Raw genomic sequence first — 15494 nt, forward strand, 5'->3', positions numbered from 1 at the left:
CAGCTTGCTCAGGAAGGTGTTGAAGCCCTTGGCGATCGAGCCCAGTTCGTCGGCGCGGTCGCTGCTCAGGCGGCGGGTCAGGTCGCCTTCGCCCTGGGCGATGTCATCGAGCATCGCCACCATTTGCCGCAGTGGCCGGGCAATGCCGTGGGCCAGCAGCCAGATCACCAGCAGGCCAAGGGCGGCGATACCCAGGCCGACCACGGTCATGCCGGTGATGTCGGTGCGGCGCTGGTCGCTGAGGTCGCTTTGCAACTTCTGCACATCGGCCATCACCGCGCTGATCGGCAGTTCCAGCAGCAGGGTCCAGCGCGCGTCGGTATTGGCGATCTTGAACGGCAAGTACAGCTCGATGCGGCCTGCGCCCTGGTCGACTTCGTAGTGCAGGTTCTCGCCGCTCAGTTGCGCCAGGGTGGCGGCGGCATTGGCGTCGAGGACGTCGCTGGCTTTCTCGCCGAATTTGCCCGGGTCTTTGGTAAAGGCCACCAGGCGGCCGTTGCCGGACACCAGTGCCAGCTCGCCGGCACCGTCATAGAGCTGGCGATCGGCGGTATTGAGCAGTTCCTGGATGAAGTTCACCGACAGGTCGGCGCCGGCAATGCCCTGGAACGTGCCGTCGATCATGATCGGCTCGACGAACGAGGCGAGCATCACCACTTTGTCGCCTACCTTGTAAGGTGCCGGGTCGATCACGCAGGCTTTCTTTGATTCCCGCGGGCACAGGTAGTACTCACTGGCGCGCACGCCGGTGGCGAGGACGGTCTGGTCGTTGACGTCGGCCAGTTTGTCCAGGCCCAGGCTGCCGTCTTCGTTGCGGAACCACCAGGGCAGAAAGCGCCCGCTGGCGCTGTCGATACCGGTGATCGAGGTGCCGACGAAGCGCGCGTCGTCGTGGTCCAGGGCGTTGCTTTCCCAGCCCAGGTAGGTGCCGAGGATCAGCGGATTGGTCAGTGCTGTCTGCTTGAGCAGGGCGATCATTTGCTGGCGTTCGATCTTCAGCCGCGGATTGCCGCTGGCGTCCTGCATGCCGAGCATGGCGTTGCTGGTAGCCAAGCCTTTGGCAATCAGTAGCGGTGCTTCCAGGCCGCGCTGGATCTCGCTGACCTGGGTCCGCGCCAGGGCGGTCAGGCGCTGCTCGATCACCGCCTCGAACTGCTGCTGGGTGCGGCTTTGCACCAGCTCCTGGGTACGTTCGCCGGAATACACGGCGTACAGCACCAGGGCGGCGACAATGCTCAGGACAATGGCGCCGGCCAGGGCGGCGACGGAAAACTGGATCGACCGGAACTTCATGAGGGGGCTCCAAGCGCAAGGAAAGGCGTCTGCCTTACGTTATCGGCCCGGCCGGGCGAAAGCATGAGCACCGTCTGGAGAATTCTTCGTCAGGGATATGGCGGGCTCAACGGAGTCGGCCTAGGATACGCGGCATGTTCGAAGGGAGTGTTTTCATGCGTAAGTCATTTGTAATCGGTGCATTGAGCGCCAGCGTCCTGCTCGCTGGCTGCCAGGCGGTGAACACCACCAGCGGCGGCGCCGTGGGTGTCGAGCGTAAGCAATACATGTTCAGCATGCTGTCGACCGATGAGGTCAACCAGATGTATGCCCAGTCCTACCAGCAAACCCTGGGCGAGGCATCCAGCAAGGGTGTGCTCGACAAGACCAGCAACAACGCCAAGCGCGTGCAATTGATCGCTGACCGCCTGATTGCCCAGGCCCCGCAGTTCCGCCCGGACTCGGCGCAGTGGAACTGGGAAGTCAACCTGATCAAGAGCGACGAGCTCAACGCCAACTGCGGCCCGGGTGGCAAGATCTTCGTCTACAGCGGCCTGATCGAAAAACTCAAGCTGACCGACGACGAGCTCGCTGCGGTCATGGGCCATGAAATCGCCCACGCCCTGCGTGAGCATGGTCGTGAGGCGATGTCCAAGGCCTATGGCGTGCAGATGGCTCGCCAGGGCGCCGGTGCCCTGCTGGGCCTGGGCCAGGACAGCATGGCGATCGCCGACACGGTGGTGCAGTACAGCATGACCCTGCCCAACAGCCGCGCCAACGAGAACGAAGCCGACCTGATCGGCCTGGAGCTGGCCGCCCGCGCCGGCTACAACCCGAATGCGGCGATCAGCTTGTGGGACAAGATGGCCCAGGCCTCGGGTGGCTCGCAGCCGGAGTTCATGAGCACTCACCCGGCGTCGGCCAGCCGTCAGGCTTCGTTGCAGGCGGCGATTCCGAAGGTGATGCCGTTGTACGAGCAGGCCCGCAAGTAAAAATCGCAGGTCATGCCCGCTCCCACAGGCCACTGTAGGAGCGGGCTTGACCTGCGATTGTATTCAGCCGATCCAGCCACTGACCTGCATCGCCGAATACACCGCCACCGCGGCCAGGACGAAGAATGCAGCCGACGCCAGGCGGCGGATCAGGGTCAGTGGCAGTTTCTCTGCAGCAAAATTACCCGCCAATACCACCGGCACGTTGGCAATCAGCATGCCCAGGGTGGTACCGATAATGACCATGATCAGGTGCGGATACTGCGCCGCCAGCATCACCGTGGCGACCTGGGTCTTGTCGCCGATTTCCGCGATGAAGAACGCGATCAGGGTGGTCAGGAACGGGCCGAAGCGCCGTGCGGTGCTGGCTTCGTCATCGTCCATCTTGTCCGGGATCAGCGTCCACAGTGCCGTGGCGGCAAAGCTTGCGGCGAGAATCCAGTGCAGGGTGGCGGCGGAGAAGAAGGTGCTGAACCAGGCGCCGACGGCACCGGCCGCGGCATGGTTGGCCAGGGTAGCGGCAATGATACCGGCGATGATCGGCCAGGGCTTGCGAAAGCGCGCGGCAAGGATCAGCGCGAGCAATTGGGTTTTGTCGCCAATTTCGGCGAGGGCCACGATCGCGGTGGGGACGAGCAATGATTCCAGCATCAGGATTCCTACGGGGGCGGGTCGACACGGCTATGACACGTACAGCCTTCCCGCCCCGGGTAAGGTGTTCGTGTCATAGGTCTTGTCAAACCCTGGGTCCGTCTGTGCGGACCGTGGGTCGCACGCGCCATGGTCTGTGGACCAAGTATGTTGACGCGTACCGGGCGAGCTGGGGGCTCGCGGGAGACTACTCCCCTAGGACGGAGCGGATTCTGCCTAGGCAAATCCGTTTCGGCAAGCGCTCTTTTTAACCGCGTGTTGCCTGGTAGATGCGAAAGCCTTGGCCCTCGTCGCGGATCCGGCAGTTGCCCAGGGCCGCTTCGATCAGCGGCTGGTAGCGCAGGAAGCTATTTGCCACCAAGCGCATTTCGCCGCCTTTTTTCAGATGATCGGCTGATTTTCGCAGCAGGTTTTCCGAGGCCTGGTAATTGGTGTGAACACCTGTGTGGAACGGCGGGTTGCTGATGATCACGTCCAGCTCGCGCGGCGCGGCATCGATGCCGTCGCCGCAGATCACCTCGCCTTCCAGACCATTGGCGGCCAGGGTCAGGCGGCTACTGGCCACGGCAAAGGCGTCGACATCAAGCAGGGTGATGCGGTTTTGCGGATAACGGCGTTTGATCGCCGCCCCGAGAACACCCGCGCCACAGCCAAAATCCAGCACGTGGCCGGTTGGCAGCTGGTCGAGGTTTTCCAGCAGCAGGGCGCTGCCGCGATCCAGGCGCCCATGGCTGAATACGCCCGGCAGGCTGACGATCTGCAGCGGGCCATCGGCCAGCTCCAGCTGGAAATGCTCGGCCAGGCTTTCCAGCGGCCTGGCTTCAGGGGCGTGCTCGACGGTGACCTGCCACAGCTGGCAATGGCGGGCGCTGTCGAGTTTGCGCGGCTTGCCGAAGGCGTGCAGTTGTTTGGCCGCGCCTTCGATGCCGCCGCGTTTCTCGCCGACCAGGTACAGCTGGCGACCGGCCAGGCGCGAGGCCAGGGCGTTGAGCAGGTAATTGGCCAGGTCCCGGGATTTGGGCAAGAACAGCACGGCGGCGTCGAAAGCCTGGGCCGGTGCGTTTACATCGAAGTGGCTGCGCCCGGCGAAGCGTGCCTCGAGCGCCGCCTGATCGCCGGCGTGCCAGCTCCAGCCATGGGCCGCCGGCAACTTGCCGAGCAGGTCGTCGGCAGGCAAACCGGCCAGCAACAGCGAGCCCTGGAAAAGATCGGCCTGACGAAGCAACACTTCACTGCGCGGGTCCATGGACGGCGACTCCTGAAAAAAGTGGCGCAGTTTACCAGAGCCTGGCCGGGCTTAGACCTGGCGGCGCGGGCTGCCAGCAAAAAACGCCTCGGCGTTCTCGCTCAATTGCTCGACGATACGCTGGCGTGACTCGACCGCGCCCCAGGCGCTGTGCGGGGTGACGATCAGCCGCGGGATATCGGCTGCCAGCAGCGGGTTGCCGTTGACCGGTGGTTCGACACTCAGCACGTCGGTAGCCGCGCCGCCCAGGTGGCCGGCGCGCAGGGCATCGGCCAGGGCCTGCTCGTCGATCAGGCCGCCGCGGGCGGTGTTGATCACAAAGGCGCCGGGCTTGAGCAGGGCCAGTTGGCGGGCGCCGATCAGGTTGCGGGTGTGCTCGTTGAGCGGGCAGTGCAGGGTCAGCGCGTCGACCTGCGGCAGCAGCTCATCCAGCGCAATACGGTCTTCGCGGGGCGGGCGCCCGGGCAACTGGCCAAGCAGTACGCGCATGCCGAAGGCTTCGGCCAGGCGTGCTACGGCGCCACCCAGCTCGCCATGGCCGAGCAGGCCGAGGGTCTTGCCCTCCAGCTCGACGATGGGGAAGTCCAGCAGGCAGAACTGTTTGGCCTGGCCCCACTGGCCGTTGGCGACAGCCTTTTGATAGTCGCTCAGGCGCGTGGCCAGGGCCAACAGCAAAGCCAGGGTGTGCTGGGCCACCGACGGCGTGCCGTAGCCCTGGCAGTTGCTGACCACCACGCCCTGGGCGCGGGCGGCCTGCAGGTCGACATTGTTGGTGCCGGTGGCGGCCACCAGAATCAGCTTCAGCTCGGGGCAGGCGGCGAGGGTGGCGGCGTCGATCATGACCTTGTTACTGATCGCCACGCTGGCGCCCTGCAGGCGTTCGGCGACCTGCCCGGGGGCGCTGGCCGGATAGAGCTGCAGCTCATCGAAACAGGCCTTGAGGCGATCCAGCGCCAGGTCACCGAGGTCCAGGGAGCTATGGTCGAGAAACACGGCGCGACGGGAGATGGACATAGGGTGGCTCCAGTAAGGGCTCAAGCGTTGTAGGCGAAGCAATCGTAATGGCTGTGCTCAAGGCTGCTTTGCAGTTCAAGCAGGCCTTGCTGTTGCTGCTGCAGTGCCTGGATCTGCGCCTGCAGCTGGGCGCTTTTGCCGGCAATCGCCTGGCGCACCCGCTCGATCGGCAAGCCGGCCTGATCATCACTCACCAGCGCTTGCATCTCCTTGAGGCTGAAGCCGAGCTTTTGCGCGCACTTGATCAGGCTCAGCAGGGCGACGCTGTGTTGGTCATACAGGCGATAACGGCCCTGGCGCCTGGGCGCCGGCAGCAGGCCGATGCGCTCATAATGGCGAATGCTTTTGATGGTTGCCCCGGACAGCTGCGCGGCTTTGCCGATGTACATCGAACGTCCTTGTTAGTGCCGGTGAGCCAGCCTGCGCGCCTGCTGCAGCCAGGCATCGCGCTGGCCTGCGCTCGAGCTGATGATGGGGCCAAACGTTAACGTCTTTTGCGTCCTGATTCCACAGAAGCCCAGGGTCGTGCGGCGCATCTGCTGCAGCGCCGGCATGCGGTAGACCCAGCGGTAGTACCAGGGCGGGGTGTCCATGCTCACCAGCAGGTCGGCGCTGCGGCCTTTGAGCAACTGTTCGGGGAAGGGCGAGTTGTTGCGGTACTTGAAGGCAAAGCCGGGCAGCAGGATGCGATCGAGAAAGCCCTTGAGCAGCGCCGGAATCCCGCCCCACCAGACCGGGAAGACCAGCACCAGGTGCTCGGCCCAGCTGATCAGCTGCTGGGCGTGCAGCAGGTCGGGCTCCAAAGCTTGTACCTGTTGATAACCCTCGCGCAGGATCGGGTCGAAGGCCAGCTCGCCGAGCTCCAGCAGGCAGACTTCGTGGCCTTTGTCGCGGGCACTGCTGATGTAGCTGTCGCTCAGTGCTGCGCAGAAACTGTTACGCGAAGGGTGGCCGAGTATCACCAGGATTCGTTTGCTCATCGAAGGCAGTTCCAGGGGCAAAGCGCTGAGGCTAACGCCTGCCCCAAGGGGGAGAGTCAAGGCGCCAGCACCCACAGGGATTGTTTCAAAGGTCTGCGAGGGCGTAGTGTGTTGCCCCCGTTTGACCTTTTGCCGCAAGGAGCCCCCATGTACTGGGCCGAATTTCTGACTGTCGCGTTGATCCACCTGCTGGCGGTGGCCAGCCCCGGCCCGGATTTCGCCGTGGTGGTGCGCGAGAGTGTTACCCACGGCCGGCGCGCCGGTACCTGGACGGCCTTTGGCGTCGGTACCGCGATTTTCCTGCATGTCGGCTATTCGCTGCTGGGTATCGGCCTGATCGTGTCGCAGTCGATCATGCTGTTCAATGCGCTGAAATGGCTGGCTGCCGCCTACTTGCTGTACATCGGCTTCAAGGCCCTGCGCGCCCGCCCGGCCGCGCCTGGCAGCGACGCCGTGCAGGCCTCCACGGTCGAGCGCACACCGCGGGCGGCCTTTGTCGCCGGCTTCATGACCAATGGCCTGAACCCCAAGGCGACGCTGTTTTTCCTGTCGCTGTTCACCGTGGTCATCAACCCGCACACGCCGCTGGCGATCCAGGCCGGTTACGGGTTGTACCTGGCCGTGGCCACCGGCCTGTGGTTCTGCCTGGTGGCCATGCTGTTCAGCCAGCAGCGGGTGCGCGCCGGCTTTGCGCGCATGGGTCACTGGTTCGATCGCACCATGGGCGCGGTGCTGATTGCCCTGGGGGTGAAGATCGCTTTCACCGAAATGCACTGACAATGATGTTCAAACGCCACTAATCCCTGCAGCGGTCAAATCATTCCTTTGGCTGATTTGGCCGCTGTGGAGGCGTTCTAGAGTAAGGCATGTCTTGCCCAGCCTGTGCACTCTAGAAAAGGGACTCCTATGTTGCAGACTCGCGTCATTCCTCCTGCCGAGGACGCTTACCAGTTTCCGCTGTTGATCAAGCGCCTGCTGCTGTCCGGCAGCCGTTACGAGAAAACCCGCGAGATCGTCTACCGCGATCAGCTGCGCTACAGCTACCTGACCCTCAACGAGCGCATCGCGCGGCTGGCCAATGTGCTCACCGAAGCGGGGGTCAAGGCGGGTGACACCGTGGCGGTGATGGACTGGGACAGCCATCGCTACCTCGAATGCATGTTCGCCATTCCGATGATTGGCGCGGTGGTGCACACCATCAACGTGCGCCTGTCGCCGGAGCAGATCCTTTACACCATGAACCACGCCGATGACCGCTTCGTGCTGGTCAACAGCGACTTTGTCGGCCTCTACCAGGCCATCGCCGGGCAACTGACCACGGTGGAGAAAACCCTGCTGCTGACCGATGGCGAGCAGAAAACCGCCGACCTACCGAACCTGGTCGGCGAGTACGAGCAATTGCTGGCGGCGGCCAGCCCGGTCTATGACTTCCCTGATTTCGACGAGAACTCGGTTGCCACCACGTTCTACACCACCGGTACCACCGGTAACCCCAAGGGGGTGTATTTCACCCACCGGCAACTGGTGCTGCACACTCTGGCGGCCGCGACGGTCACCGGCAGTATCGACAGCGTGCGCCTGCTCGGCAGCAATGATGTGTACATGCCCATCACGCCGATGTTCCATGTCCATGCCTGGGGCATTCCCTACGTGGCGACCATGCTCGGCATCAAGCAGGTCTACCCCGGGCGCTACGAGCCGGAGATGCTTTGCGAACTGTGGCGCAACGAGAAGGTGACCTTCTCGCATTGCGTACCGACCATCTTGCAGATGCTGCTCAATGCCAAGGGTGCCCAGCAACAGGACTTCGGCGGCTGGAAAATCATCATTGGCGGCAGTGCCCTGAACCGCGCCCTGTACGAGGCGGCCAAGGCCCACGGAATTCAGCTGACCGCCGCTTACGGTATGTCCGAGACCTGCCCGCTGGTGTCCTGCGCTCACCTCAACGACGAGCTGCTGGCTGGCAGCGAAGACGAATGCATCACCTACCGGATCAAGGCCGGGGTGCCGGTGCCGTTGGTGGAAACTGCGATTGTCGATGGCAACGGCAACTTCCTGGCGGCCGATGGCGAGACCCAGGGCGAACTGGTGCTGCGCGCGCCGTGGCTGACCATGGGGTACTTCCGCGAGCCCGAGAAAGGCGCCGAACTCTGGCAGGGCGGCTGGCTGCACACCGGTGACGTCGCCACCCTCGACAGCATGGGCGTGATCGATATCCGTGACCGCATCAAGGACGTGATCAAGACCGGCGGCGAGTGGATCTCGTCACTGGAGCTCGAAGACCTGATCAGCCGCCACCCGGCGATCCGCGAAGTGGCGGTGGTCGGTGTCGCCGACCCGCAGTGGGGCGAGCGGCCGTTTGCCCTGCTGGTGATCCACGAAGGCCAGAGCATCGACGCCAAGGTCCTCAAGGAACACCTCAAGCCATTCGTGGAGCTGGGGCACATCAACAAGTGGGCGATCCCCAGCCAGATCGCCCTTGTTACTGAAATTCCCAAGACCAGTGTCGGCAAGCTCGACAAGAAGCGCATTCGCCTGGACATCAGCCAGTGGCAAGCCAGTAACAGCACCTTCCTCTCGACCCTGTAATGCCGGGCGGGTCGCGCCTGAAGCGGCGCGACCCGCACGCCAGACGCATGGGCGCCTTGTCAAATGACGAAATTAAGCCATTCTTCCCCCAGCCAGCGTAGTGGCCGGTCATGCAGACCCTGCCAGAGGGGTTGGGATGCAAATCACACTTTAGAGGGATCAAGCAGTTCAACCTGCTGGCTATAGTCGGTTCAGGGGATTTTCAGGAACGGGGGATCGCACATGCATGTGCCCAGCCACTCGTTCGAGCAAAAAGGTGCGCTCACACCGCTCGAGCGATGCGTTTCTGCAAAGGACTCACTGCCATAAAAATAAAGTACATGGAGTAGCGTCGATGACATCAGCAAATCTGTTCTGGCGCCGGGCGAAACTGCCCCTGGCCGTCAGCCTCGCTTCTACGCTCGCCGGTCCTGCATTCGGCGTCAGTTTCAACATCGGTGAAATCGAAGGCTCGTTCGACTCGTCGCTGTCGGTGGGGGCGAGCTGGTCGACAGCCAGCCCGAACAAGAACCTGATCGGCGTCAACAACGGCGGCAAGGGGTTGTCGCAGACCTCCGATGACGGCCACCTGAACTTCAAGCGCGGTGAGACCTTCTCGAAAATCTTCAAGGGTATCCACGACCTGGAACTCAAGTACGGCGATACCGGGGTATTCGTCCGTGGCAAGTACTGGTACGACTTCGAACTCAAGGATGAGCATCGCGAGTTCAAGGACATCAGCGACACCAACCGCAAAGAGGGCGCCAAGTCGTCCGGCGGGCAGATCCTCGACGCCTTCGTCTACCACAACTACTCGATCGCCGATCAGCCGGGCTCGGTGCGCCTGGGCAAGCAGGTGGTCAGCTGGGGTGAAAGTACCTTCATCGGTAACGGTATCAACTCGATCAACCCGATCGACGTGGCGGCCTTCCGCCGTCCGGGTGCCGAAATCAAGGAAGGTCTGATTCCGGTCAACATGTTCTATGTGTCCCAGAGCCTGACCGACAATCTCTCGGGCGAAGCCTTCTACCAGCTCGAATGGGACCAGACCGTCGTCGACAACTGCGGCACCTTCTTCTCCCAGCCGGACATCATTGCCGACGGCTGTACCGATAACCTGCGCGTACTCAACAGTGCCAACGCGTTGCCAGCGGCCGCCCGCGGCTTCCTCGCAAGCCAGGGTGTGGACGTCAATGGCGAAGGTGTGCGGGTCGCCCGTGGCCCTGACCGCGATGCGCGAGACAGCGGCCAGTTCGGCGTGGCCTTGCGTTACATGTACGACCCGCTGGGCACCGAGTTCGGCGCCTACTTCATGAACTACCACAGCCGTGCGCCGATCTTCAGCGCCCACGGTGCCGATCCGCGGGTCTATGCCGGCCTGGCCGGGCTGCCTGCAGCCTTGCGTCCGTTGGCACCGCTGATCGTCGCCGGCAACTCCAGCTACTTTGTCGAGTACCCGGAAGACATCCGCCTGTACGGCCTGAGCTTCTCCACCACCCTGCCTACCGGCACGGCGTGGAGCGGTGAAATCAGCTACCGGCCAAACGCCCCGGTGCAGCTCAACACCACCGATATCCTCTACGCCGGCGTGCGTCCGATTGGCGGCACCCTGGCCAATGCCTCGCTGCTCAACGGGGTGCCGGGCCAGGACCTGAACGGCTACCGGCGCAAGGAAATCACCCAGTTCCAGACCACCCTGACGCACTTCTTCGACCAGGTCATGGGCGCCAGCCGCCTGACCGTGGTGGGTGAAGTCGGCGTGACCCATGTCGGCGGCCTGGAAAGCGCCCACGATGTGCGTTACGGCCGCGACCCGGTCTACGGCCCAGGCCCGCTGCCGGCAACCCCAGGGGCAGGCAATCTCGATACCTGCTCGGCGATCATCAACACCGGCACCATCAACGGCGCAGGCCCTGGCGCTTCGGACGCCAACCGCAGCCGCAACTGCGAGAACGACGGTTACACCACCAGTACTTCCTGGGGCTACCGCGCGCGCGCCATCTGGGACTACCCGGATGTATTCGCCGGGGTCAACCTCAAGCCGAGCGTGGCCTGGTCCCATGACGTGTCTGGCTACTCGCCAGGCCCTGGCAGCAACTTCGAGGAAGGGCGCAAGGCGATCAGCCTGGGCCTGGATGCCGAGTACCAGAACACCTACACCACCAGCCTGTCGTACACCAACTTCTTCGACGGCAAGTACACCACCGTGGATGACCGCGATTTCATCGCCCTCAGCTTCGGCGTGAACTTCTAAGAATTCGGATTCAGGACGACCATGAAGATGAAAACAACCAAGACTCTGCTGCAAGCCGGTGTACTGGGCCTGTCCCTGTTGGCGACCAGTGTCATGGCGGCGGTTTCCGCCGACGAGGCGGCCAAGCTGGGCGCCAGCCTGACGCCGATGGGTGCTGAAAAGGCCGGTAACGCCGACGGCTCGATCACGGCCTGGAAGCCGCTTGCCAAAAGTGCCGGTAGCGTCGATAGCAAGGGTTTCCTTGCCGACCCTTATGGCAGCGAACAACCGAAGTTCACCATCACCGCGCAGAACGTCGACCAGTACAAGGACAAACTGTCCCCTGGCCAGGTCGCCATGTTCAAGCGCTATCCGGACACCTTCAAGATGCCGGTGTACCCGACCCACCGGGGCGCTACCGTACCGGACGCGGTGTTCGCGGCGATCAAGAAGAACGCCACCAGCACCAACCTGGTTGGCGGCGGCAACGGTCTGGAAAACTTCGACACCGCCGTGCCGTTCCCGATTCCGAAAAGCGGCGTCGAAGTGATCTGGAACCACATCACCCGCTACCGTGGCGGCAGCGTGACTCGCCTGGTGACCCAGGCCACGCCGCAGCAGAACGGCTCGTTCAGCCTGGTGTACTTCCAGGACCAGTTCGTCTTCCGCGACCGGATGAAAGATTACGATCCGGCCAACCCGGGCAACGTGCTGTTCTACTTCAAGCAGAAGGTGACGGCGCCAGCGCGCCTGGCCGGTACCGTACTGCTGGTGCACGAGACCCTCGACCAGGTCAAGGAGCCGCGCAAGGCGTGGGTCTACAACGCCGGCCAGCGCCGGGTACGGGCAGCGCCACAAGTGTCCTACGACGGCCCGGGTACCGCCGCCGACGGCCTGCGCACCTCCGACAACCTGGACATGTACAACGGCGCGCCGGACCGTTACGACTGGAAGCTGGAAGGCAAGAAAGAGCTGTTCATTGCCTCCAACAGCTACAAGCTTGACGATCCCAAGCTCAAGTACGCCGACATCATCAAGGCCGGGCACATCAACCAGGACCTCGCCCGATACGAACTGCGCCGGGTATGGCATGTGGTCGCAACCCTGAAACCGGGCCAGCGCCACATCTACGCCAAGCGTGACTTCTACATCGACGAAGACACCTGGCAAGCGGCGGTGATCGACCAGTACGACGGTCGCAACCAGCTGTGGCGCGTGTCCGAAGCCCACTCCCAGGACTACTACAACGTCCAGGTGCCGTGGTACACCCTGGAAGCCATCTACGACCTGCAGTCCGGTCGCTACCTGGCCCTGGGCATGAAGAACGAGGAAAAGCGAGCCTACGACTTCGGGTTCACTGCCTCCAAGGCTGACTTCCAGCCTGCAGCGCTTCGCCAGGAAGGTGTGCGCTAAGTTTCAAACCTCCGTGTGATCTCCCAGAACGCCCCGGCTTGCCGGGGCGTTTCTGTTTGCGCATCCGTGTCGGCTGAGCCTTGTCGTTTTTTGTTGTAGTCTTTTTTCCGCAAAGCGCGGCAATTGTCTTCAAATGTGCTGTTTAACCCGCTAGTCTGCGCTGATCCGTACTGCCGACGATTCCCTAACTAAAAACGAGCCGGCCATGACTGATCTGTCCCGTACGCAAGGGTTCGCCAGCCAGGCCATGAGCGTCCTGGAGGGCCGTTTCTTTCGCCCGCCGCTGCCCGAAGGCCATGTGCCGCGGGCGCGCTTGTGTCAGCGTTTGCAGGCGGGGCTCGGCGGGCGCTTGCTGCTGGTCAATGCACCGGCGGGTTTCGGTAAAAGTTCGTTGGCGGTGGAGTTCTGCCAGGGCCTGCCCAACCACTGGAGCAGCCTCTGGCTGGGTTTGAGCCGGCGCGACAACGACCCCGGGCGCTTCCTCGAGCGCCTGCTCGAAGGCTTGCAGCAATACTGCCCGGCCCTCGGCGGCCAGGCCCTGGGCCTGCTGAAGATGCGCCAGCGGCACCAGCCGTTTGCCTTCGAAGAGTGGCTCGACGGCCTGCTCGATGAACTGGCCCGTCACCTGCAGCCACACAACCCCTTGCTACTGGTGCTCGACGACTACCACCTGGCCCAGGGGCCGGTGCTTGACCGCTGCCTGCAGTTTTTCCTCAATCACCTGCCGCCCGGCCTGGTGTTGCTGGTCACCAGCCGCCAGCGGCCGGACTGGCACCTGGCGCGCCTGCGTCTGTCGCGCCAGTTGCTTGAACTCAACGAGCAGGACCTGCGCCTGACCACCGATGAGTCCCTCGCCGTGCTGGGCCAGCAACCGACGGTGTTGCGCGGCCAGGCGCTGGACAACCTGATCCAGCGCAGCGATGGCTGGGTCGCCGGCTTGCGTTTCTGGCTGCTGGCGGCCAACGAGGCCGGTGCCGACAGCGCCTTGCCCCAGGCCCTGCACGGTGGCGAGGGGCTGATTCGCGACTACCTGCTCGAAGAAGTCATCGAGATGCTGCCCGCCGAAGTGCAAGGCTTTCTCTACGACACCGCCTGCCAGGAGCGCTTTTGCGCCGAGCTTTGCGATGCCCTGCGCGAAAGCCACGACAGCGCCGAGATTCTCCGTTACCTGCAGGCTCACCAGGTGTTCCTGGTGCCGCTGGACGAACATGGGCGGTGGTTTCGCTATCACCATTTGTTCTCCGACCTGCTGCGTACCCGCCAGGCCAGCCTGCCGCTGTCGAGCCTGCATTTGCGTGCCTGTCGCTGGTTCCATGGCCAGGGCCTGCTCGATGAAGCCGTTGAGCAGGCCTTGCGCGCCGGCCACCTGGACGTGGCCGCCAACCTGGTGCAGAACCTCTCCGAAGAGCAACTGCTGGCCGAGCAGAACGTCGGCATGCTGCTGCGCTGGAAGATGGACCTGCCCGACAGCCTGCTGATCAGCACACCGCGGTTGATCGTGCTGTACAGCTGGGCCCTGGGCCTGGCCGGGCAGCTGGATGCCGCCGAAGAACTGGCCAGCCACCTGAGCCGTTTCTTGCCGGCGCCTTCGGCCACCGCACAGAAATCCATGCTCGCTCAGTGGCTGGCGCTCAGCGGGGTGATCGCCCGTGGTCGCGGCGACCGCCAGCGTACCCTCGAATATTGCTCCGAAGCGCTGCACAGCTTGCCGTTCAAGCGTTACGGGCAGCGCCTGGTGTGCCTCTCGACGTTGTCCAACCTGGCCATCGCCGATGCCGATTTCTGGCGTGCCCGTGGCTGGAATCGCGAAGCACTGGAGCTGGCCCAGCGGGTCGGCAACCCGTTGTTCGAAGCCCTGGCCCATTACGACCGGGCACGGGTGCTGCACGCCCGTGGCGAGGTGTTGCGCGCCCTCGATGAAGTGCGCCAGGGCCTGCAGCGCCTGCAGGGTTTGTCGGCGCAACGGTTGTACGCGGCGCGGGCACGCCTGACCCTGTACGAAGGCTACCTGCTGGCGGCCCGGCTGCAACCGGAGGCCGGCCGCAGTCGCCTGCGGGCCGGGTTGATCGAGGCGCGCGCCTGTCGCGATATCAGCGTACTGATCGGCCACTGCGTGATCGCTTCGCTCGATGGCCGTGAAGGGCGCTTTGCCGAAGCCTTTGCCGAGCTTGCTGAAGCCGAACGGCTGATGCACATCTGGGACGTGCCGCCGATTTTCTATCTGGCGATGATCACCCTGGTCAAATGCGAGCTGTGGCTGGCCCAGGGGCGCACCGACCTGGCCGAATCCTGGCTGCTGCGCCTGGGCCAGACCTACGGGGGCGAGCAGGCGGCGGCCGCCCCGGAGTTCCACCCGTTGCTGCCGCTGCATATCGAATTGCAGCAGGCCTTGCTCGAACGCACCCAGGGCCGCCTGGAACAGGCCGCAAGGCGCTTGCAGGCACTGGTGGAGCGCGGCCAGGCCAGTGGCGGGCAGATGCTTTGCGTTACTGCGCTGTGCCAGTGGACGTTGCTGCTGCTGGCCAACAACAACGAAGCCCAGGCGCGCGGCCTGCTGGCGCTGGCGCTCGATTCCGCGCGCGGCGGCGTCCTGCAGCCGTTCCAGCGGCTGTTGCAGGATCACCCGCAATGGCTGCGCGAGCAGTTGCTGCTGCAACCCCAGGGGCCTGCGCAAAGCAGCTTGCTGGCGCTGTTGCCCGCGCTTGAATCGACTGAAGCGGGCGGTAGCGGCGAGGCCTTGAGCGCCCGGGAAATGGCTGTGCTCGAACTGATCGCCCAGGGCTGCTCGAACCAGGAAATCAGCGAGCGCCTGTTCATCTCCCTGCACACGGTGAAAACCCACGCCAGCCATATCAACAGCAAGCTCGGCGTCGAGCGACGCACCCAGGCGGTGGCCCGGGCCAAGGCATTAGGCATGCTGCACTAGTTTTGACTCGGCGGTGAACATCCTCGATGATGGCGCAATGCCATTATTTGTTCCGTTGCTGGTACTTGCGTCCAGCAAATATGCGCTCTGTACGCCTCAAGCTATCGCCCTGTGTGGCCGATACTCTGCGAGTGCGGCCCGATTAAGCGCCGCAGCGAATCTACCCGCGAAGCCGAGCCTGTCCGTGAAGGTGTCTCTG

General features: G+C 63.7%; 11 protein-coding genes, 1 pseudogene and 1 riboswitch. Of the genes and pseudogenes, 6 read left to right on the forward strand and 6 right to left on the reverse strand.

The annotated features are described in order from the left end of the window. Window positions 1-6: 6 nt before the first annotated feature. Window positions 7-1293: pseudogene (locus tag LOY22_RS26990) on the reverse strand (HAMP domain-containing protein); the annotation flags it as partial. Window positions 1294-1448: 155 nt separating this feature from the next. On the opposite strand from LOY22_RS26990, the gene LOY22_RS03895 reads away from it, so the two are divergent. Further along, the gene (locus tag LOY22_RS03895) at window positions 1449-2264 is read left to right on the forward strand and encodes a M48 family metallopeptidase (protein WP_045196578.1); all 816 of its coding nucleotides are present in this window, start codon (window positions 1449-1451) and stop codon (window positions 2262-2264) included. 63 nt (window positions 2265-2327) lie between these two features. Here LOY22_RS03895 and LOY22_RS03900 read toward each other — a convergent pair whose 3' ends face one another. The 5 genes from LOY22_RS03900 to LOY22_RS03920 form a co-directional block, all read right to left on the reverse strand. Next, the gene (locus LOY22_RS03900; RefSeq protein WP_045196027.1) at window positions 2328-2915 is read right to left on the reverse strand and encodes a TMEM165/GDT1 family protein; all 588 of its coding nucleotides are present in this window, start codon (window positions 2913-2915) and stop codon (window positions 2328-2330) included. Between the two features lie 88 nt (window positions 2916-3003). After that, window positions 3004-3123, reverse strand: a riboswitch (yybP-ykoY riboswitch). A 39-nt stretch (window positions 3124-3162) separates the two neighbouring features. Beyond that, entirely contained in the window at window positions 3163-4161 is a 999-nt protein-coding gene (locus LOY22_RS03905; RefSeq protein WP_045196029.1) for a class I SAM-dependent methyltransferase, read from the reverse strand. A gap of 51 nt (window positions 4162-4212) precedes the next feature. Next, a complete protein-coding gene (locus tag LOY22_RS03910) occupies window positions 4213-5175 on the reverse strand; it encodes a 2-hydroxyacid dehydrogenase (protein WP_045196031.1) in 963 nt (320 codons plus the stop codon). Window positions 5176-5195: 20 nt separating this feature from the next. Beyond that, entirely contained in the window at window positions 5196-5564 is a 369-nt protein-coding gene (locus LOY22_RS03915; protein WP_045196033.1) for a MerR family transcriptional regulator, read from the reverse strand. A 12-nt stretch (window positions 5565-5576) separates the two neighbouring features. Next, window positions 5577-6155, reverse strand: a complete 579-nt coding sequence (locus LOY22_RS03920; protein WP_045196035.1) for an NAD(P)H-dependent oxidoreductase — start codon at window positions 6153-6155, stop codon at window positions 5577-5579. 147 nt (window positions 6156-6302) lie between these two features. Here LOY22_RS03920 and LOY22_RS03925 point away from each other — a divergent pair, with 147 nt between their 5' ends. From LOY22_RS03925 to LOY22_RS03945, 5 genes are all read left to right on the forward strand, one after another. Next, complete coding sequence (locus LOY22_RS03925) at window positions 6303-6932, forward strand: LysE family translocator (protein WP_045196037.1); 630 nt, start codon at window positions 6303-6305, stop codon at window positions 6930-6932. Between the two features lie 129 nt (window positions 6933-7061). Next, window positions 7062-8744, forward strand: a complete 1683-nt coding sequence (locus LOY22_RS03930; protein WP_045196039.1) for a fatty acid--CoA ligase — start codon at window positions 7062-7064, stop codon at window positions 8742-8744. A gap of 334 nt (window positions 8745-9078) precedes the next feature. Then, window positions 9079-10977: a DUF1302 domain-containing protein gene (locus LOY22_RS03935; protein WP_045196041.1), complete on the forward strand. Its 1899-nt coding sequence runs from the start codon at window positions 9079-9081 to the stop codon at window positions 10975-10977. A gap of 27 nt (window positions 10978-11004) precedes the next feature. Beyond that, window positions 11005-12369, forward strand: a complete 1365-nt coding sequence (locus LOY22_RS03940; protein WP_093388214.1) for a DUF1329 domain-containing protein — start codon at window positions 11005-11007, stop codon at window positions 12367-12369. Window positions 12370-12574: 205 nt separating this feature from the next. Continuing rightward, the gene (locus tag LOY22_RS03945; RefSeq protein ID WP_213602428.1) at window positions 12575-15295 is read left to right on the forward strand and encodes a LuxR C-terminal-related transcriptional regulator; all 2721 of its coding nucleotides are present in this window, start codon (window positions 12575-12577) and stop codon (window positions 15293-15295) included. Window positions 15296-15494: the final 199 nt, after the last annotated feature.

Origin of the sequence: Pseudomonas sp. B21-035, assembly GCF_024748945.1 — a bacterium.
Classification (GTDB): Bacteria; Pseudomonadota; Gammaproteobacteria; order Pseudomonadales; family Pseudomonadaceae; genus Aquipseudomonas.

Excerpts from the sequence above, each read along its gene's own strand:
- LOY22_RS03895 (WP_045196578.1), top strand. The coding sequence starts at position 1,449 with ATGCGTAAGTCATTTGTAATCGGTGCATTGAGCGCCAGCGTCCTGCTC.
- LOY22_RS03900 (WP_045196027.1), bottom strand. The coding sequence starts at position 2,915 with ATGCTGGAATCATTGCTCGTCCCCACCGCGATCGTGGCCCTCGCCGAA.
- LOY22_RS03905 (WP_045196029.1), bottom strand. The coding sequence starts at position 4,161 with ATGGACCCGCGCAGTGAAGTGTTGCTTCGTCAGGCCGATCTTTTCCAG.
- LOY22_RS03910 (WP_045196031.1), bottom strand. The coding sequence starts at position 5,175 with ATGTCCATCTCCCGTCGCGCCGTGTTTCTCGACCATAGCTCCCTGGAC.
- LOY22_RS03915 (WP_045196033.1), bottom strand. The coding sequence starts at position 5,564 with ATGTACATCGGCAAAGCCGCGCAGCTGTCCGGGGCAACCATCAAAAGC.
- LOY22_RS03920 (WP_045196035.1), bottom strand. The coding sequence starts at position 6,155 with ATGAGCAAACGAATCCTGGTGATACTCGGCCACCCTTCGCGTAACAGT.
- LOY22_RS03925 (WP_045196037.1), top strand. The coding sequence starts at position 6,303 with ATGTACTGGGCCGAATTTCTGACTGTCGCGTTGATCCACCTGCTGGCG.
- LOY22_RS03930 (WP_045196039.1), top strand. The coding sequence starts at position 7,062 with ATGTTGCAGACTCGCGTCATTCCTCCTGCCGAGGACGCTTACCAGTTT.
- LOY22_RS03935 (WP_045196041.1), top strand. The coding sequence starts at position 9,079 with ATGACATCAGCAAATCTGTTCTGGCGCCGGGCGAAACTGCCCCTGGCC.
- LOY22_RS03940 (WP_093388214.1), top strand. The coding sequence starts at position 11,005 with ATGAAAACAACCAAGACTCTGCTGCAAGCCGGTGTACTGGGCCTGTCC.
- LOY22_RS03945 (WP_213602428.1), top strand. The coding sequence starts at position 12,575 with ATGACTGATCTGTCCCGTACGCAAGGGTTCGCCAGCCAGGCCATGAGC.